General features: G+C 40.7%; 18 protein-coding genes and 1 tRNA gene. 11 read left to right on the top strand and 8 right to left on the bottom strand.

Going from position 1 to position 25585, the window contains the following annotated elements:
• Positions 1-442: 442 nt before the first annotated feature.
• On the bottom strand, positions 443-1366 hold the full coding sequence (gene tsaA / locus JMX97_RS10745) for a tRNA (N6-threonylcarbamoyladenosine(37)-N6)-methyltransferase TrmO (protein WP_201558045.1): 924 nt from the start codon (positions 1364-1366) through the stop codon (positions 443-445).
• A gap of 504 nt (positions 1367-1870) precedes the next feature.
• Here tsaA and JMX97_RS10750 point away from each other — a divergent pair.
• Positions 1871-2644, top strand: coding sequence for a ferredoxin--NADP reductase (locus JMX97_RS10750; protein ID WP_201558047.1), 774 nt, complete (start codon positions 1871-1873; stop codon positions 2642-2644).
• 128 nt (positions 2645-2772) lie between these two features.
• Positions 2773-2859, top strand: a tRNA-Leu gene (locus JMX97_RS10755).
• A gap of 355 nt (positions 2860-3214) precedes the next feature.
• Here the strand turns inward: JMX97_RS10755 and JMX97_RS10760 are convergent.
• The 4 genes from JMX97_RS10760 to JMX97_RS10775 all read right to left on the bottom strand — a co-directional run bounded on the left by JMX97_RS10760 (position 3215) and on the right by JMX97_RS10775 (position 8614).
• Positions 3215-4900 carry a fatty acid--CoA ligase gene (locus tag JMX97_RS10760; protein WP_201558048.1) on the bottom strand — a complete coding sequence of 562 codons (1686 nt, stop codon included), beginning with the start codon at positions 4898-4900 and terminating at the stop codon, positions 3215-3217.
• Between the two features lie 49 nt (positions 4901-4949).
• A complete protein-coding gene (locus tag JMX97_RS10765) occupies positions 4950-6152 on the bottom strand; it encodes a 3-oxoadipyl-CoA thiolase (protein ID WP_201558049.1) in 1203 nt (400 codons plus the stop codon).
• A 66-nt stretch (positions 6153-6218) separates the two neighbouring features.
• Complete coding sequence (locus JMX97_RS10770; RefSeq protein WP_201558050.1) at positions 6219-7775, bottom strand: 3-hydroxyacyl-CoA dehydrogenase; 1557 nt, start codon at positions 7773-7775, stop codon at positions 6219-6221.
• Between the two features lie 62 nt (positions 7776-7837).
• Positions 7838-8614, bottom strand: coding sequence for an enoyl-CoA hydratase (locus JMX97_RS10775; protein ID WP_201558051.1), 777 nt, complete (start codon positions 8612-8614; stop codon positions 7838-7840).
• Between the two features lie 287 nt (positions 8615-8901).
• Here JMX97_RS10775 and JMX97_RS10780 point away from each other — a divergent pair, with 287 nt between their 5' ends.
• Entirely contained in the window at positions 8902-10056 is a 1155-nt protein-coding gene (locus tag JMX97_RS10780; RefSeq protein WP_201558056.1) for an acyl-CoA dehydrogenase family protein, read from the top strand.
• A gap of 318 nt (positions 10057-10374) precedes the next feature.
• Positions 10375-11217 (top strand): IclR family transcriptional regulator, encoded by an 843-nt coding sequence (locus JMX97_RS10785; protein ID WP_201558080.1) that lies wholly within the window; start codon positions 10375-10377, stop codon positions 11215-11217.
• A 311-nt stretch (positions 11218-11528) separates the two neighbouring features.
• Here the strand turns inward: JMX97_RS10785 and JMX97_RS10790 are convergent, their stop codons facing one another.
• Together JMX97_RS10790 and JMX97_RS10795 are read right to left on the bottom strand one after the other, a co-directional pair.
• Entirely contained in the window at positions 11529-11774 is a 246-nt protein-coding gene (locus JMX97_RS10790) for a hypothetical protein (protein ID WP_201558058.1), read from the bottom strand.
• Between the two features lie 712 nt (positions 11775-12486).
• Complete coding sequence (locus JMX97_RS10795; RefSeq protein WP_201558060.1) at positions 12487-13191, bottom strand: hypothetical protein; 705 nt, start codon at positions 13189-13191, stop codon at positions 12487-12489.
• Between the two features lie 470 nt (positions 13192-13661).
• On the opposite strand from JMX97_RS10795, the gene JMX97_RS10800 reads away from it, so the two are divergent.
• The 3 genes from JMX97_RS10800 to JMX97_RS10810 are packed head-to-tail and all read left to right on the top strand — an operon-like array spanning position 13662 to position 17858.
• On the top strand, positions 13662-14966 hold the full coding sequence (locus JMX97_RS10800; protein WP_201558062.1) for a DNA cytosine methyltransferase: 1305 nt from the start codon (positions 13662-13664) through the stop codon (positions 14964-14966).
• Entirely contained in the window at positions 14966-16591 is a 1626-nt protein-coding gene (locus tag JMX97_RS10805) for an McrB family protein (protein ID WP_201558063.1), read from the top strand. Before JMX97_RS10800 ends, JMX97_RS10805 begins: the two co-directional genes overlap by 1 nt.
• Positions 16584-17858, top strand: coding sequence for an LlaJI family restriction endonuclease (locus JMX97_RS10810; protein ID WP_201558064.1), 1275 nt, complete (start codon positions 16584-16586; stop codon positions 17856-17858). Before JMX97_RS10805 ends, JMX97_RS10810 begins: the two co-directional genes overlap by 8 nt.
• A gap of 409 nt (positions 17859-18267) precedes the next feature.
• Here JMX97_RS10810 and JMX97_RS10815 read toward each other — a convergent pair whose 3' ends face one another.
• Complete coding sequence (locus JMX97_RS10815) at positions 18268-18882, bottom strand: YceI family protein (RefSeq protein ID WP_201558065.1); 615 nt, start codon at positions 18880-18882, stop codon at positions 18268-18270.
• Positions 18883-19118: 236 nt separating this feature from the next.
• On the opposite strand from JMX97_RS10815, the gene dinB reads away from it, so the two are divergent.
• From dinB to JMX97_RS10835, 4 genes are all read left to right on the top strand, one after another.
• Positions 19119-20204, top strand: a complete 1086-nt coding sequence (gene dinB, locus JMX97_RS10820; RefSeq protein WP_201558066.1) for a DNA polymerase IV — start codon at positions 19119-19121, stop codon at positions 20202-20204.
• A 227-nt stretch (positions 20205-20431) separates the two neighbouring features.
• Complete coding sequence (gene queA / locus JMX97_RS10825) at positions 20432-21634, top strand: tRNA preQ1(34) S-adenosylmethionine ribosyltransferase-isomerase QueA (RefSeq protein ID WP_201558067.1); 1203 nt, start codon at positions 20432-20434, stop codon at positions 21632-21634.
• A gap of 322 nt (positions 21635-21956) precedes the next feature.
• Positions 21957-23852: a FimV family protein gene (locus JMX97_RS10830; RefSeq protein WP_201558068.1), complete on the top strand. Its 1896-nt coding sequence runs from the start codon at positions 21957-21959 to the stop codon at positions 23850-23852.
• 57 nt (positions 23853-23909) lie between these two features.
• Entirely contained in the window at positions 23910-25493 is a 1584-nt protein-coding gene (locus JMX97_RS10835) for a FimV/HubP family polar landmark protein (RefSeq protein WP_201558069.1), read from the top strand.
• The last annotated feature ends 92 nt before the right edge of the window (positions 25494-25585 follow it).

The raw sequence follows: 25585 nt of genomic DNA on the forward strand, positions 1-25585 counted from the left end.
TGATGAGGTACAAGCCATTGAGGACAGATTAAATAGCAGACCAAGAAAACGATTGGGATTCAAAACACCAAATCAGGTATTCTATAACATCATTTAGCGTTGCACTTGGTGTGTTAATCTAAGTTATTAAATGAGTAGCGAGCGGTTGTTTTAAAACGCACTATTCTATAGTTAAGCCACTTTAAAACAGATACTAGCTATAGTTAACCCAGTTTAGAAACGGTACAGTGCTACTGAGATGAATTTTTTGCAGCCTCTGTCACGCTGGCGAACAGCACGCAAGAAAAATTCATACCAGTAGCACGTTGCTATAAGTGACTCTATTTTATTTTGAATCAATTATATATCCAACCAAGTATGTACCTATCTTATTTATTACTGGTTATAAAACGATTTGCTTTAAATGGCGATAAAGTCTGAGCGTCTTAAAACTTAATGCCCTTTAATCTACTTTTTTAACCGCTATTATCTGTAACTGATCTTCCTCTATCTGCTGAAAGCTCACATCAACGGACTTATAGCGCATGATAAAAATACTATGTAACTCACCACGGCGATAAGCAGGCCGCGGATCTTGCGCGATCAAAGCTTTAATAGGCTCAATATCAGAGTCTATCAGCTGCTGTTGTATGTTATCTATAACTGCTGCCACAGTAGTATGTTTCTTGCTATTACTCTCAGTAGATTGTCCTGCGCTGATGCCTTCTTCACAAACAACTTCTCCAAACTGCTCTCTTGCCAGCTCAGTTATTGTTATGGTTAGTGCCGCTGGTGCTATTGGTGCAAAGCCGCTCTCGGCATTAATATGCGCATCACTATAAGCGACATAAGGCTTGATATCGATAATGGGCGTGCCATCAATCATATCAGCGCCACTTATCATTAATAGCACGCGCCCCTCTACCACTTCAATACGCTCAAGCTTAACCACTGACAGTCCTAAGGCGGAAGGACGATACATACTGCGACTGGCAAATACGCCTATTTTTTGATTGCCACCCAGCCGTGGTGGTCGCACTTGCGCGCGAAAATTCCTATGACCGTCGCTTTCATCAGAAGGCTTGGCTGTATTAACATGGTTTGATTTGGTTAAATAGTTGTGATGAAATTGCCAGCTGATCCAAATATGGCTAAAGGCTTCCAGTCCTACAAACGCCGCTGGCGTATCATAAGGCGCAACCATTTCAATCACACTGCTCAGCGCTACCAAATTCGGCTGCCTTGGCGCACCAAATTTCTGTGATAATGGCGCGCGATGATAACCAATGATAGGCGCGACATGGCTGGCTTCAAAATCACCAATTTCAGAGTGGTTAATTTCAGAGTGACTATTTTCAAAATTACTAGTTTCAAAGCGACTAGGCATAAACCAACTCCCAAAACAATAAATGGTCTAACCAAAACAGGCCAGTCAAATCATACAAAATTATTAGCTAACGATATTCCATTTTATCATGCTACGAATGCCTTGCTTAGCGGATTTTTATTTTAAAGTTTGTTATTATGAGCGAAGATGTTTATTGAGAATAGCTTGCATCTATATCTTCATTAATACGTTATGCTGTGATGCTTTGACTTTACAGGCACTACTACCCCCTTATATAGCGCCAGAATAATGTTAAAATAGCCGTTTATAGTTTTATACCAAACTTAGTTAACGCATAGTACTGTTGGTATTTTGGACTGGCGTTTTGAACCATTTTTTGAATTTGAATACCGTTTTAGAGCTTTGCTTAATAAGCTTTGCTTAAAATATTGAAAACATCATTGTAGATACTTAACATTGTAGATATTCAACTTAATATTAACGCTTAATTTAACACTCATTTAAACCTACTGCCGCAGACAGCAATTAAACAACGAGGACTTTATGTCAAAACTTCGCACCGAAACGGTCACAGAGGTTAATCACTGGAATGACGCTTTATTTAGTATAAAAACCACGCGTGACGACGGCTTACGCTTTCGTAATGGCGAGTTTGCGATGATCGGCATCATCGTTGATGGCAGACCGCTGTTGCGCGCTTACTCGATTGCCAGTCCTAACTATGAAGAACATTTAGAGTTCTTTTCTATCAAAGTTCCTGATGGCCCGTTAACCTCACGCCTGCAACACATCAAAGTCGGCGATGAATTATTGGTCAGTAAAAAACCAACGGGCACCTTAGTCCTAGATGACTTATTACCCGGTAAACATCTATATATGCTGTCAACAGGCACAGGGCTTGCGCCATTCTTAGCATTAGCGCGTGATCCTGAAGTATATGAGCGCTTTGAAAAAATCATTTTAGTCCATGGCGTGCGTTCTACCGATGATTTGGCATATCGTGATATGTTCGAAAACGAATTACCAAATGATGAAATCTTCGGTGAAGAGTTCCGTGAAAAATTCATTTACTATCCTACTGTTACTCGCGAAGACTTCAGAAATACTGGTCGTATTACCGACTTAATGAAGTCTGGTAAATTCTTTGAAGATATTGGATTGCCGCCAATGAATAAAGAAGATGACCGCGTTATGATTTGCGGTAGCATGCCATTCAATGCCGAAGTGTCAGCTATTTTAGATGATTTTGGTCTGACAGTATCACCACGCATGGGCGTACAAGCGGACTATGCGGTCGAGCGTGCGTTTGTTGGCTAACAAAAAGGGAATTAGAATAAATAATTCTTGACCCTCAAAATTAGGCTGTTATAATACGCAGCCTATACAGCTTAACCCTGTAGCCCAATTCAATAATGTTCAGCAGTACCAGCATTATTACCTAACACGCCGGTGTGATGGAATTGGTAGACATGACGGATTCAAAATCCGTTGCCTTTAAAAGCGTGTCGGTTCAAGTCCGACCACCGGTACCAATATGCGAAGCCCTTACAGTCTATGGATTGTAAGGGTTTTTTATTGTCTGTAACTTTTAGATTTTGATGGATTCTATTATCGTTGATTATTATTGGAACAAGCTATGAAGGTGAAACTAACTAAAAGGTTTGTGGATTCAATAAACTAAAACTTGGTAAGCTAAGAAAATAGGAGTCACTCTTAAACTTAAAAATCTTCGAGAAAGTGTGTGTCACCGTACTCAACTCTATCTATTTTGATTAACATTTTCTACAGCGGTGATAGCGGCTTTTTTTGTTTCGTCAATATTTTTTTGTCCACTTACTCTATCAAGATATACAACAACTGAATCACCGCTATAGTTAATTTAACAAATCAAATTGATTTTTCTGAGCACATAATGCGCATTTTTTTCTTATCGAGTTTACCCACACTGGTTTTTGGCATCTCTACTAAAAATTTTATTTCACTGGGAACACCATACTTTGGTAAATGTCCTTTCTCTGCCGCTTGATGACCTAAAGCTAAAATATCTTCCGCTTTGGTATCAATATATTCAGGCTTTAAAACTACTAATGCCAACGGGCGTTCGCCCCATCTTTCATCCGGTACCCCAATCACGGCAACATCAGCTACGCTGGGATGAAAGGATAAAATAGTCTCGACCTCAAGCGAGGATATCCACTCGCCACCCGACTTAATAACGTCTTTAAGCCTATCCGTAATGCTTAGGGTGCCGTCAGAGGTAATACAAGCAATATCTTGGGTATGCATCCAGCCACCGCGCCACAACTCATTGCCAGCTTCTGGATTCTTAAAATAGCTTTGGGTTAGCCAAGGCGCTCGAATCACTAGTTCACCTGTCGACTCACCATCCATTGGTTGAGGTTTGCCGTTTTCATCCCAGATTTCCATCGACACCAGCATAATCGGTGAGCCAGAAAGGCAACGATAATTGATCTGTTCGGTCGGTGTCAGATCGTCTCTCTTATCACCGAATGCCATTCTGGCAAGTACAGGACAGGACTCTGACATCCCAAATCCCGACATAAACTCTATGCCACTTTCAATAGCACTTTTAGCCAAACCTTCACTTAACTTTGAACCCCCTACCAACAACTTAAGGCCCTCAAACTTGCGTCCTCGCGTTGCCATCTCATTAAGTAGCATTTGTAAAATCGTTGGGACGCCATGTGATAGCGTAACTTTATGTTGTTCAATCAGGTCAACCAACACTTCGGGTACATATCGCCCTGGATAAACTTGTTTGAGCCCTATCATGGTTGCCCCATATGGCCAACACCAAGCATGTACATGGAATAATGGCGTCATCGGCATATAGACATCGTTATAGCGAGCGCCTTGACCTTCGGTATTGAGTGCGGATGCAAGCGTGCTCGCCATAGTCTGCAATACAATCTGTCGATGGGTAAAAAACACCCCTTTTGGGTCTCCCGTCGTACCACTGGTATAAAAAGTCGTGGCGATGGTATTCTCATCAAAATCTGGAAAATCAAACACATCACTGGCCGCGGCTAGCATTGTTTCATACTCACCCTCGACATAATCTGGCATCTCCTCCTTCATGTCCTCTTTAGTGCCCTCTGCATCATCAACCCAAATAACATGCTCAATAGAAGGGGCATCATCGCGATGATCTTTAATCATCGGAGCAAATTCAGCATTTAATAACAGGGCTTTTGGTTTGGCATGGTTGATGGTATATAGCACTTTGTCTTCAGACAGGCGTATATTGACGGTTTGTAAAATCATTCCAGACATGGGCACCGCAAAATACGCTTCAAGATAACGATGGCTATCCCAATCCATGACCGCCACCACGTCACCCGGTTGCAAACCTGTATTTTTTAATACATTTGCCAAGCGGTTAATACGCTTAAAAAATTCAGCATAGGTATAAGTGACCTTATTGGCATAACTAATGGTTTGATCACTAGAGGCGATTTTTGCGCGGTTTAGCAGCTGTTTGATGATCAAAGGGAAATCATAGGCTTCTTCGGCTTGGCGGTAGTCTTCATGTTGATTGAGTATGGTAGTCATGTCATCATCCTTGACAATAAAATAATATAGTGAGGATAGTTTGAAAGAGTTAAACTCGTTCTATCACCATGGCAAGCCCTTGCCCAATGCCAATGCATAAACTGACCACCGCATATTTTCCACCCGTACGCTGTAGCTCTCGAGCAGTGCTCAACGCTATTCTAGATCCTGACGCCCCAAGCGGATGTCCGACCGCAATCGCACCACCGTTGGGGTTTACTCGTTTATCATCAAAGTCAATATCCAGACCTTTGAGGCAGCTCAACACCTGTGAGGCAAACGCTTCATTAATCTCAATGATTGACATATCATCAAGCGTCAAATCGGCACGTTTCAATGCCAGCTTAATGGCCTCAATAGGACCTGCACCCATGATATTAGGCTCTATGCCCATGGCGCCAGATGACATGATTCTGGCAATGGGTTTAAAGCCTAATTTTTCTTCTGCTTGCTTTGAGCCAATAATCAGTGCCGCAGCACCATCATTGATACCCGAGGCATTGCCTGCCGTAACGACACCTTCGTTATTTAAAGGTTTAAGTTTTTGTAGTGCTTCAATGGTAGCGCTGGGACGAGGATGCTCATCTTCTGTTATCATTTTTAACGGTAACTTTCTACCTTGCGTGACTGCAATGGGTGTTATTTCATCATCAAAAAACCCAGCTTGTTTTGCTGCTTGGTATTTAGCTTGCGAGGCCACTGCAAATTTATCAGCATCTTCACGACTGATGTCGTACTTGACGGCAACATTGTCGCCCGTTTGCGGCATGCTATCACTACCAAACTGCTTCTCTATGATCAGATTGGGAAACCGGCTGCCAATGGTGGTATCAAATACTTTGAAGTCACGACCAAATGGTTTTTCTGACTTAGAAAATACAAACGGCGCTCTAGTCATGGACTCAACACCACCCGCTAAAATTACCTCACCTTCATTACAAGTGATACTACGAGCGGCATCAACAATGGTCGATAATCCTGAAGCGCAAAGACGATTGACAGTTTGACCTGGGGTTTTTACATCTAGCCCTGCCAATAAAGCAGCATTGCGGGCGATGTTGCGTGAATCCTCACCGGCTTGATTGGCATTGCCTAGCAAGACTTCATCAAAAATATCATTGGGTAATTGGTGCTTGTCGACTAAGGCTTTAATCACAGTAGCGACCAAATCATCAGGACGCACGCTTGCTAACGCGCCAGCATGACGACCAAAGGGACTTCTTAAGCCATCGTAAATATAAGCGTCTAACATAACCTTTCCTTGTCGTATTATTAGAAGTTGTATGGTTTATAAAATTTTATTGATTACCAAAACTACTTAGCAGTTGGTTTGCTGAGTAAATAGTGAAATACCAAGCTTTGCTCGGCGCTGTAACCAAGAGCTCGGGCGGTAACGTGGGTCACCTGTTAAAGCATAAATACGCTCTAAAATAAGTAAAACTCGCTCGGCACCTATTTGGTCTCCCCAAGAAATAGGACCATACGGATACCCCAATCCAAGCTTGACTGCATTGTCGATGTCTTCAGGGGATGCAATACCTTGGGCAGCAATATCACAGCCTAAATTAATCACCATAGCGAGTACGCGCTGCGCCACAAAGCCAGTGCTTTCAGCAATTAGCGTGGCTTTTACAGTTGCATCTGTTACTGCCTCCGAGCTTTTGGCAAATAAAGCATAAGCTTGTTGAACAAATTTATCCTGCGTGACCATACTCGGCATCAAAGTACGATGCTTTGATAAGTCAGTGATCATATCGATGGCCACCGCTTGCTTAGGATCGACCTGATAGCGAATGGCCGCATTGGTCGTATCCTCGCCATACATGGCAAGTAATACCAAACTGTCTGGTTTTGGCTGGTCGTTTTTGTCGATAGTTATGTTATTACTGGTTAGGTAATCAACCAGCTGCTTTTTGTCCTCTGCTAAATCTGCACCAATCCAAACCGATGTGATTGGCGCATCAGGCATTGACGTCTCATAAAATGCACGTTGCGATAATCCGGTTGTGGATTTCTGACCATCTTTATACTTATAAAATCCTTCGCCAACTTTACGACCGAGCTTTTTCCCAACCAGCATTTGACGGGTTAATGGATGTGGACGATAGCGTGGTTCATGATAAAACTGATTATAAATCGACTCCATGACTGGATGCGATACATCGATACCCGTTAGATCAAGCAATTCGAAAGGTCCCATCCGAAAGCCAGCACCGTCACGTAAAATACGATCAACTTCCTCGAAGTTGGTGACCCCTTCGCCTAATATTTTTAGGGCTTCGGTACCATAAGCTCTGCCACCATGATTGACAATAAAACCAGGGGTGTCTTTTGCTACCACTCCTAGATGTCCCATGCGTTCGGCTAAATCCATCAACACCTCTACTACTGAAGATTGAGTGGAGATTCCGGGAATAACCTCAACAATCTTCATCAGTGGCACTGGGTTAAAAAAGTGAAACCCTGCCACTCGCTCTGGACAGTCACAATCAGAGGCAATCGCTGTCACCGACAAAGAAGAAGTGTTGGTTGCCAAAATCGTATCAGCAGCGACAATGCTTTCTAGCTGGCTAAAGAGCTGTTGTTTTATGTCTAAATTTTCGACAATCGCTTCAATGACTAGATCTGCCTCGGCAATTAGCGGTAGATCATTGATCACTGTCAGATTTGCCAAAATAGAATCTAGCTGCTCATCGGTAAATTTACCTTTGGCGGTTAGTTTTTTGAGGGTGGCTTCAAGTGATTGACGTCCTTGCTCAGCAGCTCCATCTTTGGCATCGAATAAGAGCACTTGAATGCCAGCTTGGGCGGCGATTTGGGCAATACCCATCCCCATAATACCGGTGCCAATAATGGCCAGTGTGTTTACGGTCATAATAACCCTCTGCACTACATTAGATTGATTGAATTGAAATTAGCTAGCTACCTGTCTGCAAGCTATTGCCCTTTATACTCTGCGCTACGTTTTTCCAAAAAGGCTTTTGCCCCTTCTTTTTGATCCTCAGTATCGAACAAAATCTGAAAGGCTTTACGCTCCAAAGCCAATGCGCTTTGTAGCGGCATGTCTACGCCCAAATTGGCGACTTCCTTAATTTGGGTTAAGGCAATAGGCGAATAGCCTGCTAGTTTCTCAGCAATCTCAATGGCACGATTGATAGTCGTCTCATCTTCAACCACTTCAGATACTAATCCCATTTGATCCGCTTCCTCGGCGCTTATCATATCGCCCGTTAATACCATCTTCATGGCTTTATGTTTGCCAATGGCACGAAACAGCCGCTGCGTGCCCCCTGCTCCGGGCATCAGTCCTATTTTAATTTCTGGTTGTCCAAACTTAGCAGACTTGCCAGCGACAATGATATCGGCGTGCATAGCGAGCTCACAACCACCACCAAGAGCATAGCCATTTACCGCTGCAATAATCGGCTTGCGACAATTAGTGATGGCATCCCAATATTGTTCGCTATGACGTAGATACACATCAACTGTTTTCGCGGTCAAGAAATCATTGATATCAGCACCGGCCGCGAATACCTTATCACCACCAGTCAGCACGATAGCCTTGGTATTCACATCGTCATTTAATTTGATGAAGATCTCTGCCAATTCTTGACGTAGTGTAGCGTTTAGGGCGTTGCGAACTTTAGGGCGATTAAGTTGAATGAGAGTGACGCCGTTTTCTGGTTGCTGACAAATGATTATTTGCTCTTCCATGAGGGTGTCCTTAAGTAAAATATATTAATAACTATACAATCAGTACCGCATAGCGATATTAAATATCAATATACATTATTTATTTTTCTTTTTGAAGTGTTTATTATAGCGGAAAATAAGAATTTATAGAGTATTAGAGATTTAAAAATACAATAATACCGCATTGCGGTTTTTTAAACTAAAAGTATTGTAATAGAATAAAGTATCGATTATGCTAACAAGCATTATTCCAGGTAAGCATAAAACCGCTATCTATCTTAAGCATTAATCAAATAAAGAGAGACAATATGATTAGAGATAAGGAAGTCCTCGACCAAATCACCCAAACTATTCGTCAATTTGTGAACAACCAACTGGTACCAATGGAACATTGGGTAGCAGAAAATGACCGTCTTCCAGAAGACATTATCAACCAGATGCGCGAATTAGGTCTATTTGGGCTCACTATCCCCGAGGCTTACGGCGGACTTGGCGTTACTATGGAAGAAGAAGTCACGCTGGCATTTGAGTTAGGGCGCACGTCACCAGCGTTCCGTTCGCTGATAGGTACCAATAATGGCATTGGCTCATCTGGTCTGGTCATTGATGGTACCGAAGAGCAAAAACAAAAATATCTACCTCGATTGGCCAGTGGTGAAATTATTGGCTCATTTTGTTTGACTGAGCCGGATTCTGGCTCAGATGCGGCTTCATTAAAAACAACCGCTATCAAAGATGGTGATACCTATGTTATTAACGGTACCAAACGCTATATCACCAATGCTCCTGAAGCTGGCGTATTTACCGTAATGGCACGTACTGATCCACAAAATAAACGCGCCGGCGGTATTTCGGCATTTATTGTTGAGAGCGACACCCCTGGTATTACTTTGGGTAAGCTTGACAAAAAAATGGGGCAAAAAGGCGCTCATACCTGTGATGTTATCTTTGATAATTGCGTAGTACCTGCTGATGCTTTAATTGGTGGTGTAGAAGGTGTGGGTTTCAAAACTGCCATGAAAGTACTTGATAAAGGACGCTTACATATTGCTGCAGCGAGTACAGGAGCGGCAAGTCGCATGTTAGACGACGCGCTACACTATGCCGTTGAGCGTAAGCAGTTTGGTCAACCGATTGCCAATTTTCAGCTGATTCAAGCGATGCTCGCTGATTCAAAAGCAGAAATTTATGCTGCTAAATCTATGGTGCTAGACGCCTCACGTCTGCGCGATGAAGGTAAAAATGTCGTTACTGAGTCGTCATGTGCCAAGATGTTTGCAACCGAAATGTGTGGCCGTGTTGCTGATAGAGCGGTGCAAATTCATGGTGGGGCTGGCTATATTGCGGATTATGGCATTGAGCGTTTTTATCGTGATGTGCGCTTATATCGTTTGTATGAAGGTACCACCCAAATCCAGCAAATTATTATTGCCCGCAATATGATTAAAGAAGTCAGTGAGTAACTGTAGTTTATTCGAGTAATTTTATTTGATTATTAAAATGCATTACGGTATTTGCTAGGATGCAGATACCCTAATAATGCCACCACTACTGTACTCTTTCATCCTCACAACAGTAGGGATATATCTTGTGAAAAGTGGTTAATGATAAATTCTGGTTTCTTATATGGTATTCCTTATGCTATAAATGCCACCTATTTAACTGAAAGTTTTCTTACCGCTATTCGAGGTACTGCAATCGAAAGTATCTTAAGTAGTGAACAGTACCAATTTTTGAATGATCAAACACGCCCTAACTTAACTGAGACTAATAAATCATATATGACTACTACCCCTTCTAACGACGACTCTGATAATACAGCACATGTGGAGCTGTTAGAGCCGATTGCAGAGATGAGAGACAGAAACGACAGGCAGTTTGTCACAGCATTGGCACGAGGACTAGAGCTGCTCCGTTGCTTTACCCCTCAGCGTCCTTATTTAGGCAATCAAGACTTAAGTCAAATGACAGGACTTCCTAAAGGAACGATTACTCGTCTTACTTATACATTAGTCAAGTTAGGGTATTTAAAGCAATCAACAAATAGTAGTAAATATCAACTGTCTACGGGTATATTAGCATTTGGCTACACGATGATGGCAAATATGTCTATTAGTAGCTTGGTGACACCGTACATGGAAGACTTAGCGGATTATGCCAATAGTGCAGTTGCCATGGCAACCCGCGACCGACTTATGATGGTGTATCTAAATGTGGTGCAAGGTAAGGATACGACCACCATGCGACGCAATGTCGGTTCGTACTTACCCATTCACTTAAGTTCGATGGGAAGAGCGTGCTTGGCCAGTATGGCCCCTGCTGAGCAAGAATTTATTCTTGAGGCGATTCGTAGTAAGTATAAGGATGATTGGTTAAAGATTAGACGAGGACTGGATAAAGCCTTTAGAGATTATGAGGATTATGGTTACTGTTTTTCGATTAGTGAGTGGCAAAAAGATGTCAATGCTGTTGCCACTGCATTGATGCACCCTACTGAGGGCTTGCTAACCTTTAATTGTGGGGCGCCAAGTTTTATGCTTAGCCGTACCAAGCTAGAAGAAGATATTGCCCCTCGTCTCTTACATATGAAGAATAATATTGCGAGTAATCTTTACATCAGTTAGGACATATTACCCATTAACTCGGCAAGGGTTAAAAACTCAATAGTACTGTCTTTTTGGAGAAAAATCTGACCACTTTTTTGTTGATACCATACTGTATTGCTATATAACAAATATAGGATAGAGATATCTAACCAAACGTTTTGCAAATCATTAAGGACTGTTATATTCAAACCATCAGTAGTGTTTGAATATACTACCTACCTTTAATCTCTTATATGTTCGTTCTTCAGTTGTTATCTATTCAGTACTACTCTGGCTTGCATATTGTTTTCTGCCTTCACAGGTATGCGTGTGCTGCTCCATAAATTACCTTACAGTCCTATTTCATGCTGTACGATTTCAACTATTTTAATTGGTACAGCAAAGCCCCATGGCATACCACCAGTACAATAAAAGCTTCCCTCCTCAAAAGACACAATGTAAGCTTTAAAATCATTGCTATCTTGGTCTGTCATTGCTTGTTCGTCACTATCATCACCAATAGCACACCATATGTGTTTATCGCCACGTTTTAGCATGGCACGCGTCAAGTGACTCCCTGTTAACTTGTCCCCCATCTTTAGCTCCTTATTAATTTATCAAGCTTTCTCATCCCTTTATTAATTTTGGCCATTTTACCGTTGTAACGCTCAAATGAAATAGGTGCGAATGAAAGATATAAACAATAACTTAGCAAACGGAATTGATTAATCTTACTAATTAATAAGTGATTACGTCAACTAAATAAATCGAAATTTATGGGTATAAAACACTTATCTTACCTGTGCGCGTACCGCTCCATAAAGTCTCTATTATTTTCTATTTGTCTCATGTGCTCGCGCGATATTTGTCTCATGTGCTCGCGCGATATTTGTCTCATGTGCTCGCGCGATATTTGTCTATGAATTTCGTAAGTTATTATTAATATTAAATTTTTAGCATTCTAAAATAGGGGTTATGAGCTGCTCAATACTGAGCCTTATTAAGTTTGCGGCTCTGATTGATAGCGTCTGAGTGTGAGGTTTTGATAGATTTTCAGTATAAGATTTTGGCTTGCCAGCAATAGGAATGGATGGCATAAGTTTGATTCTTGCAAACGTTATGACTCCATCTTTATACCTCATAAAAAAGAGGCGTACGCGATTGCATACACCTCTTAATATTATAACTAGCGGTTAGCCCATAGGTTGAGCTATGAGTAACCAGTAGTGCTGTCATACTCAAGTGTTAAATCATCAGGCTCATTTATGAAACCTTGACCAATTCTAAGACGGAACAACATCTAGCGTACTATTCGGCAGCATCCAATAGCTTGTTAAGCGCTTCTACCATTGCATCATCTATTATGCTGTCTTCTACATAGTCGACTAATTCATGTATGGTAGTCAGATCCATTTCCCGAATACCCAAGCTTGCTAACTGCTCATTAATAGACGCCAAGCTTTCTTGATCTTCAGGATTGCTTAATACATTCTCTTCAAATCCGTCATGTACAAACCAGTATATTTTTTCTAATACGGTCTCTCTTTTTGTTAAAGTAGAATAACCATCACCATAGATAAACAAGTTAAAATTATAAGGTATCTCTATATCGTTGATGAAAAAAGCACGTCTACATTCTAGAGTATAGGCTTGTACCTCTTTGTCTTCATGACCTTCGCTATCTTTGTAGACTTCGTCTTCTGCCAGCTCTTCTTTTACCAAACCTTCTAATATTTTATAACTCCCTACTTTTACCTTATGGTTATAAATAATGCAAGAGTCAGCCTCTGCTTCAAAAATAATCGCACTGATATCTAGAGTATTATTATCAATATCATAAAAACCTTTTAAAGCGGGTAAAAACTCTGTCAGTTTTTCTTCAGGCACTTGGGTTAGAAATTGTTGCTCGTATATCTTAATCATGTCTTCAGGAGAATAGGTATTAGCGGTATCCGTCTCATTTCTACCGGTAGGCTGTAGGGGTACAAGGTTAAATGGGTTATTATTGGTCATTCAGGACTGCCTTTTTATTTAAGTTAGATTTATTAGATGTCTGTTACTACAAAGCGGTAGGAGCTTCTAAGCTTACTTTTATTTTTAAGTGTCTCTAGCGCGTCAAAATCTATGAAGTGCATTATCTCTTATTCAGTAGCTTTTAGATATATAAGGCAGCTTTGTGAAAATGCTTGTTTTTGCTGTTGGTTCGAACACTGTTATCATTTAGGAGTGGTTCTTTACTATCTTATATATACTATAAGATATTGATTATAAAAGACTTTACCGTTTCTATAATATACTAACCCCTGCCTTATCTAGCCTAACTTATACGTATTGTGTACACTAGCGGGTACACTTGAGCGAGCACTATCGAATTAATGCTAATAGAAATAATTTATAACCCATAATCTAACTTAATATCATTTGCTGAGTTTCAAAGCTTATCCATATCAAAAAACCACCAAACCTTATAGTAGTAGCCAATCATGAAAGATAAATCTGAATTTCTTTGTAAAGTAGAAAAAACCATTACACCATTAGCTGTACCTCATACTCCAGATGGAACGGCAACACAATCTGTCATTGATCAATGGGTTCAAGCATTAGCTACTAATAGTGAACTCTATTGTGACTTAACGATAGAAGAGCCTAGCTCACTTAAGGAGCAGGTTTTACGTATTTTGAAAGAACATAATCTTTACCTAAGCAAAGATGCCTTTTTCGATGAAGCTTTTAAGGACGTAAAAATAAAGCCTTCTAAATCTTCATCGTTTAAATTTATAGATTTATTTTCTGGAATTGGCGGGATTCGAATTGGAACACAAAAAAATGGCGGTGCCTGCGTTTTTTCGTCTGAGTTCGATAAGTTTGCTCAAAACACCTACTCTTTAAACTATGGTGAAATTCCCTTTGGAGATATTACACAAATAAAAGAAGAGTCTATACCAGACCATGATTTATTGCTCGCAGGCTTCCCTTGTCAACCTTTTAGCTACTCTGGACGAAGTGAAGGGTTCGAAGATAAAACAAGAGGTACACTATTTTTTGATGTTTTAAGAATACTTGAAGCCAAGAAACCTAAAGTAGCTCTCTTGGAAAATGTGAAAGGTTTTAAGTCTCATGACAAAGGGAACACGATGTATGTTGCATTAAAAGCGTTAGACGAAGCTGGCTATAACACATACTGGACTATTCTAAATAGCTATGACTATGGTGTCCCTCAGTATAGGGAAAGATGGTACTGTGTTGCCATCCGAAAAGATATAGACTCTGGAAATTTTGATTTCCCAAATCAAAAAGACCGAACAACTAAGCTAAAAGATATAGTTGATACTGAACATGTCGATAAAGCCTTATCTTTAAATGATGCTGAATTAGGAAGAATAAAATACCATTTTGACAATAACCATAAAGAAGAACGTGTCCAACACGATAACTCAATGTATGCGCCTCATACTAAAAAAGGACGACATGGCGTTTACTCTTATTTGAAGAGTGACGGGGCATTAAGATTCCATGTAGGGGATGTGGCTAAGACACAAATTCAAGAGGCTTTTTATGCTTGTTTGGATACCTATGCGCCGACAATCATTGCAAATAGAGTGCCTAAGCTATGGGACATTGCAAGAAAACTATCAGTTTCTGAAGCTTCTAGACTTCAAGGCTTTCCTGAAGCCTTCAATTTTGAAGTCTCAAACGCTCAAGCTTATAAACAACTTGGTAACTCTGTAACCGTACCAGTTATAGAAGCCCTAGTAGAAAAAATTAAAGAAATTGAAGGATTTATTTGATGCCATATATTGCTCTCGAAACGTTAACTGAATCTAGGGAATACGTTGAGGAAAATGTAAAGAAACCTGATACTTTTGCTGGATTAATTCTTTATCTATTATGTGTTTGCGATGTTGAGAGAGATGGGACATATTTAAAATCTAATATGAAAGAGTTTTCGGAATATGCAGATAGAGCTTTTTGCCTATCTCCTAATGAGTCTTCATATTCAGAAAAATTTTGGTATGCAGCACTGACTAGTGATTGGCAGGAGCGAGTACGATATTTTTTCTTGCAAGGCCAGAAAATATCTTTGAAACATATAATGTATTCAATATTCTGGTACAAGAAACTGAATGAAATCTATGAAGTTCTAGAAAAACTGCCCAAGAGCTTTATTAATGAAGCTTTCATAGAGGATATTAATGAAGAAGACTTCATAAGCACAAAACCTATCTCTAAACAGGATTTATTAATCCATTACAGTAATACTAATAGCGATTCGTTAACCATAAAATTCGATAATACGTTTGTCAAGAAGAGAGCAGGTGATTTGAGTGGAGCACCTTTTGGACAGACACTATACGCTGGTACAGAAATCAAAAGAATTATCTCAGTCTTTGATTTTGATTTTTTCCAACACTATAATTTATTTGTAAAGGAATCAGCGGTTGAAAAAAATGTTTCTGAACCGGTCAGCTCATACAGAATAGATGATAAAAAAGGTAGAAATATACTGCTATACGGTGCTCCTGGAGTTGGCAAAAGCCATCTTATCGAGACCCAATATTGTAATGATCTTAACAAAATCGAACGAATAGTATTTCATCCAGATTACATGAATACAGACTTCATTGGTCAGATATTACCTGATGTGAATAATGGTGCTATTAGCTACGACTTCAAAGCAGGAGCATTTACTCGAATTCTGAAAAAAGCTATCGAAAATGCTGGCAAACATTATTATTTAATTATCGAAGAAATTAATCGAGGTAATGCGCCCGCTATTTTTGGTGAAATTTTTCAATTACTAGATAGGGATTCGGATGGAGTAAGTAAGTATGCTATATCAAACCAAGATATTGCTAAGCAAGTATATGATGATGTTGAACGTAAAATAATAATTCCTGCTAACCTAACTATTCTTGCCACGATGAACACCGCAGACCAAAACGTGTTTACTTTGGATACTGCTTTTCAGCGTAGATGGCAAATGCAAATGATGGAAAACAACATAGAAAAATGCAATTTTAAAGATACTAAAATATTAGATACTTCAGTTACTTGGGGAGTTTTTAATACTGTAATTAATCAACACATATTAGACAATAATAGCCTAATGTTATCATCTGAAGACAAAAGATTAGGTGCCTACTTTATTTCTGAAGACGTACTCACACAGGAATTAAGCGCCCAAACTGATCATATTTTCTTCTCAGAGAAGATCTTAAAATATCTTTGGGATGATGTATACAAATTCAATAGAGAGCAGTTATTTGATGGTCGTTATCAAAGCTTAGAACAAGTAATTAACGATTTTTCGTCGAATAAAACTGCTAAAAGATTCACTGTTTTCAATCAAGAAGTAGCTATAAAGTTAATAGGGATCAATGTTGCAGAACAAGAGTCTCCGTTAGATGAATGATAATAACAACCTTTCTTTAGCTAGTTTATGTAGTAACGCTACCAACCAGAATGGTGATGATTTCGTTGGTCTAAGGTTTGTGTGGGATGAAAGTAAAAAACTTTATAGTGTAAGAGTTAAATTCCCAGTCGGTTATAGGGTTTCAGAGAGCGATGTAGTGGTCAGGGACGAGATATTACAACTTATGTCTATACTTCGTAAATATGGTGATACACAGTCTTTGCTGCCAGATGTTACGCATGAAATTTCTAAAAAATATAATTCATTTCCTATAGATGCTTATAGGAGGATTATATACGACTACCTTAATAGAGGTGGCTACTACCAGGAATACGAAGAAACCTATGTTAGTCGTAGTGCAGGTAAAGTCAATTGGAGCCGAACTATTAGGAAAGAAAAGCCTATTCTTCAAAAGAATAGTGTTGCCTATCTTACTATGCAAGTTAGGAAAAACAATTACACAGATAAGAATTTAATAACTGAGATTAGTAAATACTGTGTTTACGAGAGTTTTCTTAAACTTGGATGGCTTTACAAGCATAAACTTCCACCTAAGCCTAATCTACCATTTAACAAAGCAAGATATACAACTGCCTTGAACGCTAAATTAATGAGCGCAAATCAGGATAGTGACAAAAAACTATTTCAAAGCATGTTAGATGTCGTTAACTTCTTAGGTAAACGTCCTGAACAAAGCAATACTTTATACTTTGGTACAAATCGCTTTGAATACATATGGGAAAAGTTAATTGACAATAATTTTGGCGTGAAGGACAAACAGTCATACTTTCCTCGCGCAAAGTGGGAGCTGTATTTTAATGACGACAAACAAAGCAGTGCTCTTCAGCCCGATACAGTTATGAAAAAAGATGGTATTTTTGTACTAGACGCAAAATACTACCGATACGGTGCTACTGGAAACCCACTTCATTTACCTAACTCATCTTCTATTAATAAGCAGATCACTTACGGTGAGTATATCGCTAATAACCCTGTATTGAGTAAACAAGCAAAAGTTTATAATGCTTTCTTAATGCCTTTCGGAAAAAATAATTCTAACTTTAATACTGATGCAAATTACTTGTTGATAGGTAATGCTAAATCCGACTGGAAAACTAATGAAAATTCTTATGAGTCTGTGCAAGGTATACTTATAGACACAAAGCATCTGATGTCGATTAAACCAAGTTTTCATGATTTTGAACAGAGTGAGTTGTCTAAAACTATTCACCAAGGGTATTGTGAGCATATTAGAGTTGAAGAATAAGAATATATTTATAATCCAATTAATTATTTGAGTTGGGTAAGCCGTTAATGCTTAAAGATACCATTTATAATATCTCTTACGGCCACTTCAAAAACTCAATGAAGCTCACTACCCTGAATCATTTGCAAAAAACGTCTGTATTTAGTGCGCTTGGTCAAGTCTATGGGGATGCTTTGGTATGAGTTTGTAGTAATAAACACCTAGAGGAATTTAGAGTAGATACTCAGCGCAAATTAGCCCCACTACCTTGCTATAACCATTGAGGTAACTCAAATAAAAAGTGATATATCCTCCTACTTACCGTCTTCAGTATAAAATTTTATGACTCACCAACAATCTAATCTACTGATCCAAAAAAAGGCCAAGACTTATCATAGTAAGTATTGGCTCTTTTAATTCTCACTGCTAGCTATTGTTTAGCAGCTTCGACTTGTATATTTAAAGTCAAATTTTTAGTCATTCCAAATAAGACATATTTATTGATATTCCACTTAGTCCGGTCAATCCTAGTAGTAAAATAACCCCTGCAGACTGATTTTTTGAGTATCGGGCTAAAGTAGCAATTGAATTTATTCGCTGTTAAGGTTACCGGATTGGTCTCACCATGTAGCGTTAAATTGCCATCAACTCGGGTGACATTTGGATTGGCCTTACCATTAGCAAAATACCACTTGGTAGACTCAAAATAAGCCAGCGGAAATTGCTCCCTATCAAAAAAGTCACGACCGGTTAGCATAATGTCGAACTTTTTATTACCTGTACTTAAGGAATTTATTGGAATAACGAGAGAAATACTACCTGTCTTTGCGCTTGGGTCATATTGCAACTGTCCCGTCACATTGTAAAAACCGCCAGTATTAGTAAAGGTTTTGAAATGATCAAGGGCAAAGCGGACATTGGTATGGGTAGGATCAATATTATAGTTGGCGGCATGGCTACTACCGATGCAAGCTACCATTAATAATATTGCTCTTATTAGCTTGCGGTAGGGTGATAACACTCGGTCGAATAAAAGACGACTCATAACAACATTCCTTTGTAGAGTGATTTTAACGATAAAACTTATATACTAAATCGTTATTAATCTTACCCTCAGACTTTATTTTCATCCTAGTTTAATGCTGGTCACAGCATGATTATGCGCTACAGATTACGAACAATCGTACTGACTGTGTCGTTTCTAATATATTTTCCCAATTAAGGATATACTTTATAAATCAATACTAAAAAATAGGGGCTATATAAGGTAAAATAGCACCTATGACAGCACCTATAAAACCGACTTCGCGTAAGATTATTCATCTAGATATGGACGCCTTTTATGCCAGCGTAGAACAGCGTGATTTTCCTGAGCTTCGTGGCAAGCCATTAGTGGTTGGCGGTGATCCAAGCGGGCGCGGTGTGGTTGCAGCGGCAAGCTATGAGGTGCGCCCATTTGGTGTGCGCTCGGCAATGTCCTGCTATGAGGCTCGCAAACGTTGTCCAGAGGTGATATTCGTACGACCACGCTTTGAGGTCTACCGCTCTGTTAGTGCCGATATTCGGGAAATTATGCGCCGTTTGACCCCGCACGTTGAGCCGTTATCATTAGATGAAGCTTATCTTGATGTCACTGGACTACCCGTTCATCAAGGATCGGCTACGCTAATGGCCAATTGGCTGCGAGCACAAATATTAGAGCACACAGGATTGACTGCCTCCGCAGGTGTCTCATTTAATAAGATGCTGGCCAAAATTGCTTCTGATCTCAATAAGCCCAACGGTACCGCGATTATCACCCCAGCAGATGCTGATGCTTTTATTAGCACGCTGCCTATTGAGCGCTTTCATGGTATCGGTAAAGCAACTGCCAAACGCTTACACGCTATGGATATCAGTACCGGAGCGGATCTTCGGCGCACGCCAGCCGCGGTATTGGTGCAGGCATTTGGCAAGCGGGGGCAGTTTTATCACGATATTGCTCATGGTCGTGATGAGCGTCCGGTCAAGTCTGAGCGCCAGCATAAGTCCGTCGGCTCTGAGACCACGTTTCGAGATAACTTAAGCATGGATGATGAGTTGCTAACGCAAATTTATGAACAGAATGCCGATGCCTTTAGCCAAATGCACGGTAAACAGCTGATTGCTTATACTATTACCTTGAAAATCAAATACGCTGATTTTACCCAAATTACCCGCTCACATACGCTAGCTAACGCTTTTGTCAGTGCCGAGTCCGCCCATTATTGGCTAGACAAGCTATTTTTAGATATTCCGCGTGCGCTACCCATTAGACTAGTCGGTGTGACCTACTCCTCTCTGACGCCTGCCACGCAATTACTGCCACAGCTAAATTTGTTTGAATAATGGGTTTATTCGAAAGGTGCGCTTATTCAAAAGATATTTTTGTTCGCAGGATACATTTAGTAGAGAAATAGTTTTATTAACCTTCATTTAGTTATTAGTATTGCTTAGGCTATTTAACTCTATTAACAACTACCCCTGTAGTTCGCAAAACGGCTGGTAAAGTAAAACTTTATAACCCTATTTCTGCTAAACTGACGCCAAAATATTTATCTATTTAAAGACCTATTATGACTGACTCTCACGCTATAATTTCTGACAATAATGACAATACAAATAATCACATCTTGGATTATTTAAGTGTGGCTGATTATGATTATGAACTGCCTGATAGTTTAATTGCGCGCTATCCATTGGCGCAGCGTTCAGCCTCTAAGTTGTTATATTTACCAGCTAGCGTTGAGGCCACTCAGACCAATCAGATACAAGACCATCTGTTTACTGAGCTGCCAGATTTACTTAACGCTGGCGATTTAATTGTCTTTAATGACACTAAGGTCATGAAAGCAAGACTGTTCGGCAATAAAGACACGGGCGGTAAGATTGAGGTGTTGATTGAGCGTTTAATGGATAGCACAGACCCACGTTTACAGGCTATTAATTCCACATCAAATACTGACAACGAACCGCTACCCGCAACGCAAAACGCTGCGTTATGCCATATAAAAGCCAGTAAAGCGCCGAAGCTTGGTCAGCGTTTGCTGCTTGCCGATGGTCATATGCATTGTGAGATGATTGGCCGCCAAGATAATTTGTTTATTCTTGCCTTTGACGAGCCAATTTTACCCCATCTCGAGCGTCATGGTGAGCTGCCTATTCCCCCCTACTTCGAGCGTCATGCAGACGCCACTGATAATACCCGTTATCAAACCGTCTTTCATGACCCCGCTAAGCTTGCTAGCGTTGCTGCACCTACGGCCAGCTTGCATTTTGATGATACCGTACTGGACATGCTGGCGGCAAAAGGCATTAATACGGCTTTTGTTACTTTGCACGTTGGCGCGGGTACTTTTGCTCCAGTAAAAACAGAAAACCTGCTTAATCACACTATGCACAGTGAATATGCGCACCTGCCGCAAACCACCGCGGATTTAATCAACCAAACGCATGCCAATGGCGGACAAGTCATTGCTATCGGCACGACCGTAACCCGCGTCCTTGAAACCGCTTATCAAAAAACAGCCATTAATGGTCAGGCACTCTCTAGTTGGTCAGGTGATACCGATATTTTCATTTATCCGGGCTTTAAGTTTGGGGTTATCGATCGCTTGCTGACTAACTTTCATTTGCCTAAGTCCACTTTGTTAATGTTAGTATCCGCATTTGCAGGTAAAGACGTTATTGAAAACGCCTATCAGCACGCTATTGAGGCGCAGTATCGCTTTTTTAGTTATGGCGATGCCATGCTATTAGATAGAACGATCATTAGATAGAAATGCGACTCGATAAAATTAAGACTTGAAGCGTGCTTTGGCATATTGGTCACAACTGCTATGGAATAAGCTGGTAAACTAAACGGTATTTTGTTATAACAACAGCAGTAACTTATATTCTGAGGTGCTTGCTTATAAGCTGAGTCAAAACGGTGAGTTGCTAAAATTTTAAATATCGGCAACGTATCACTGCTCAGTGTTTCAGCGCGTAGCATTTAAGTGCTTGTAATCTGAGTCCTTGAAGATAAGTCAGTATAAAAAGACAGTTCATATAAATTTAATATAAATAGACCCTATAATAGAAACTATAAAAGGCCTGCGCATGTCTTGGCATCTACCTCATCGCTTTTATCGCTTGACCACCATCCATCGGGGGGTGTCAATGGCGTTATTTTGTTCAGCCAGCTCTGTGGCAATGTCAGTGGTAATGTCATCTGGTGCGCAAGCGGCAACTATGGGCAAGACCATCATAACGTCTGCACAGCACGAGCCTTTAGCGGCTAGCATTATAGTCACTGATATTAGAGCGGCTGATTTTTCAGCTGCTCTGGCCAATTCTGTTGTCTATCAACAGATGGGGCTAACGCCGACCGCCTCAATGACCGTGCGCTTCAAGCCTATATCGTCTACCGCTGGTCAATTATTTATCAGTACGTCCCAGCCCGTATCTAAGCCGTTTGCTGATGTGGTCTTGGCTATTAATGAGGGAGGACAACGTAAGGTTATCCCTAAAACCTTGCTCATGCCTCTTGATGATAGCCTGCCGATTAAACCCTCTAATACCGTCATAACGACAGCAAAAAAGCCTAACCTACCAGTAGTTTCAACAACTAACGCGCAACCGTTAACGGTTAGAAAGGGCACGCCCCCACCATTACTGTCATCGCCTCGCATTCAGCCACCCACTCAAGCGTTAAACTTGCCGACAGCGTTAATGCCGATGTCTATGCCGCAGATGGGTAACCTCGTTAATGCTCCTAGTAGTGGCTCGAATGATGGTTCAAAAAGCACTATTTTAAATAACAGTAGTATACTAACTGCTGTTACTTCTTCAAATGCCAGTGTGAGCACCAGCAATAGTGCAAGTCCAGCTAACGCTGAGAGCATAAAAGCTACTAATAGCGAGGCTTCTGACAACATAGTTTCTAGTAATCTAGCTACAAATAAAACCGCCTCAAACAAGACATTATTGACCAATACAAACACTACAACATCAAATAATAATACGCCCACTACCGGCATAACAGATAAACAGCTCGATATTTTAAACATACAAGTCACACGGCAAATACAGCCTACCAATACCCTGAAACCCAAGACCCCGAATCCCAATACCAATACCAATACCAATACCAATACCAATGTATTGGCTGCTCAGCCCGCAGCTGCTACATCAACGCCAACTGATAATAAAACTACACCAACTGCTGAGCTTAATACTGATAATTCAAACGTACCGCCCAGTAGCGATACCATTAATACTAATAGCATGGCCCAACAAACAGTATCGCCTAAGGTCATCGTTAGCGCTTCAGCTAACATTCCAACTAATAGTATGAGTGGTTCTGCGATAAATTACACCGTACAACGTAATGATAATTTATGGGTTATCTCGCAGCAGATCGCGGAGCGAAACAACCTTGACATTCAAACAGTCATGACCCAAATTCAGTCTCAAAACCCTGATGCTTTTATTGATCAAGATGCCAACCAGCTAAAAGCCAACACTCGACTGAACCTATCTAATTATGACGTAATTCCATCACAACAAAGCCTGCAAGCGGCTATTAGTGCCCAAAGACAATATACTCAGCGAGTAAGCAAGCCGGTGATCGAAACAACCGCTCAGCCAAAGTTAGCGCCTAAGACATCATCCGAGACTACTCAAGCCTCTAATCAGGCTACTACTACTAAAAGTCCTGAGAAACCGGTAAACACTACCACCCAGACATTGCCAAAAGCGCGTTTTTCTGTCCTCGCGCCAGCTCGCGATGGTAACGCTGATGGCGCCCAGACCAAAGCGGCGGCGGCAACGGGTAACGGTCTAAGTACAGATATATTAGCGACTCTCAAATCGTCAAGAAAACGTACAGCGGTACAAGCCAGTCGTTTGTTAAAGACGAATAGTACACTTGGTAGCTATACTAGAAAATTACAATTACAAAACCAAAAACTTGCTGAGCTTCAGGCTCGTCTTAAAAAATTACGCAATCAATAATTGCCTAGCGGATCAACGCAGTGCGCTGCAATGATGATCGTAGGTGTGGGAGTAACTATGGATAATATGCTATATATCATTGCCGGGCTTGTGCTCATTTTACTGGTAGCCGTACTGGTACTGCGCAAAAATAAAGCGCAAAATCCACCAGAACAGCGGCCTATACAGACGGGTAGAAATGCGGCAGCCAATGCGCCAGTATCAACCCACAACGAGGATCGCCATAGTACCGCTCAGCGCGACCCTAATAGCGTAAATAAGTTTGATAACACTGCTATCGCTCAGCGCTTTATGGATCAACAGCGCTATGATAAAGCCATTGAGACCCTAGATCGTGGTTTAATAGAAAAACCTAACGACAATCAGCTTTTGCTTAAACTCCTTAGCGTCTATGCAACAACGGATCAACTTGATGATTTTTATAGAGTCTATGATGCTATCAAAGCGCATAGCGATGCAGAGACTATTAATCAAGCCGATGAGCTAAAAGCCTTGTTAGTTGGAGAGCAAGATCAAGAAGTACCGCCAGTCGTAACAGAAACTGATAACAATAGTGATAATTTCGACAGTCTAGATTTTGACTTACCTACTGCACAAGCTGTCAGTGAAAAAAGCAATAAAGACCGTGTTTTTGATACGGCTACTGCTGAGACTAGCACCAGTCCAGAGAGGGCTGCGCCTACCGAACAATCAGAACCCGTTCTTGATCTAAACGATACCAACGCTGCTAACAATAACGTGGATGACACTTTTGAGCTTACGCTTGGTGACTTAGAATCTGCCGATGACTTAGAATCCGCTAGTAATTTAGAGTCTGATACAGGTGAGCCCGTTGCCACCAACCTCACACCTGTCGATCAGTTAGATACGAATGAGGAAGAAAGCTCAGTTACGACTGACGACTATCTTATTACGCCAGCTACAGATAATCCAGTTGCTATTGAAAATACAGAGGATGACGACTTTACTCTGGACTTTGATTTGCCTGAGCAAGCGACTACTCCTGCAGACCATACCCCTGTAGACACAGCAGAAGACGACAGCAGTTTGGAAGAGATAAGCTTAGAGGATGATGATTTTGTCTTAGATTTTGCAGACTTAGCGGCTGATGCTGACCTTGATACTGATACGGTTGCCGGTAATAATAATGATACTGAAAGCAACGCCGTTGCTGATGGTCCTGTTCAATCTACAGAAGACGACTTCACCTTATCCTTAGAGGATACTGATTCATCAGATGCAGAAAACAAATCGCAGACTGATGCACCTACTACACCGGAAACGTTCGATGACACTACATTCATAGATGATGATTTTGATTTCGACTTTGACCCTACGCCCAGCTCACCAACAGCAACGACTCCAGTCGAAGTTGAAGAGAGTAGTAGCCTCGAAAGCGATATTGAAAGCGGCAATGACAGGGTTGATGCTGAAACGGCAGCAGACTTTACGTCACGTTTTGCCGCAGACTTTGACTTTGTCAAAACCTTAGATAGTAATCAAGTGACTTTGGATTTGGCCGAACAATACCTAAAACTGGGCGAATATGATAGTGCCAAACGCTTACTTAATGAAGTTATGGCTCAAGGTAATAGCGAGCAACAACATCAAGCTCAAGCTCTGCTTGACCGCACGGCTTAGAAGGCTTAATTCTAATTAGAATTAGCAAGCATTTTATGATAGTAGGATGCTTGTTTTTATTTATTTCTGAGCCTATTTAGCTGTAAACCTAC

Origin of the sequence: Psychrobacter sp. 72-O-c (assembly GCF_904846605.1) — a bacterium.
Classification (GTDB): Bacteria; Pseudomonadota; Gammaproteobacteria; order Pseudomonadales; family Moraxellaceae; genus Psychrobacter.

What these genes read in the sequence shown, in the direction of transcription:
- tsaA (WP_201558045.1), bottom strand. Translation starts at nt 1,366, where the DNA reads ATGCCTAGTCGCTTTGAAACTAGTAATTTTGAAAATAGTCACTCTGAA.
- JMX97_RS10810 (WP_201558064.1), top strand. Translation starts at nt 16,584, where the DNA reads ATGAATGATAATAACAACCTTTCTTTAGCTAGTTTATGTAGTAACGCT.
- JMX97_RS10765 (WP_201558049.1), bottom strand. Translation starts at nt 6,152, where the DNA reads ATGTTAGACGCTTATATTTACGATGGCTTAAGAAGTCCCTTTGGTCGT.
- JMX97_RS10770 (WP_201558050.1), bottom strand. Translation starts at nt 7,775, where the DNA reads ATGACCGTAAACACACTGGCCATTATTGGCACCGGTATTATGGGGATG.
- JMX97_RS10750 (WP_201558047.1), top strand. Translation starts at nt 1,871, where the DNA reads ATGTCAAAACTTCGCACCGAAACGGTCACAGAGGTTAATCACTGGAAT.
- JMX97_RS10795 (WP_201558060.1), bottom strand. Translation starts at nt 13,191, where the DNA reads ATGACCAATAATAACCCATTTAACCTTGTACCCCTACAGCCTACCGGT.
- JMX97_RS10815 (WP_201558065.1), bottom strand. Translation starts at nt 18,882, where the DNA reads ATGAGTCGTCTTTTATTCGACCGAGTGTTATCACCCTACCGCAAGCTA.
- JMX97_RS10830 (WP_201558068.1), top strand. Translation starts at nt 21,957, where the DNA reads ATGTCTTGGCATCTACCTCATCGCTTTTATCGCTTGACCACCATCCAT.
- JMX97_RS10785 (WP_201558080.1), top strand. Translation starts at nt 10,375, where the DNA reads ATGACTACTACCCCTTCTAACGACGACTCTGATAATACAGCACATGTG.
- queA (WP_201558067.1), top strand. Translation starts at nt 20,432, where the DNA reads ATGACTGACTCTCACGCTATAATTTCTGACAATAATGACAATACAAAT.
- JMX97_RS10835 (WP_201558069.1), top strand. Translation starts at nt 23,910, where the DNA reads ATGGATAATATGCTATATATCATTGCCGGGCTTGTGCTCATTTTACTG.
- JMX97_RS10780 (WP_201558056.1), top strand. Translation starts at nt 8,902, where the DNA reads ATGATTAGAGATAAGGAAGTCCTCGACCAAATCACCCAAACTATTCGT.
- JMX97_RS10800 (WP_201558062.1), top strand. Translation starts at nt 13,662, where the DNA reads ATGAAAGATAAATCTGAATTTCTTTGTAAAGTAGAAAAAACCATTACA.
- JMX97_RS10775 (WP_201558051.1), bottom strand. Translation starts at nt 8,614, where the DNA reads ATGGAAGAGCAAATAATCATTTGTCAGCAACCAGAAAACGGCGTCACT.
- JMX97_RS10790 (WP_201558058.1), bottom strand. Translation starts at nt 11,774, where the DNA reads ATGGGGGACAAGTTAACAGGGAGTCACTTGACGCGTGCCATGCTAAAA.
- JMX97_RS10805 (WP_201558063.1), top strand. Translation starts at nt 14,966, where the DNA reads ATGCCATATATTGCTCTCGAAACGTTAACTGAATCTAGGGAATACGTT.
- dinB (WP_201558066.1), top strand. Translation starts at nt 19,119, where the DNA reads ATGACAGCACCTATAAAACCGACTTCGCGTAAGATTATTCATCTAGAT.
- JMX97_RS10760 (WP_201558048.1), bottom strand. Translation starts at nt 4,900, where the DNA reads ATGACTACCATACTCAATCAACATGAAGACTACCGCCAAGCCGAAGAA.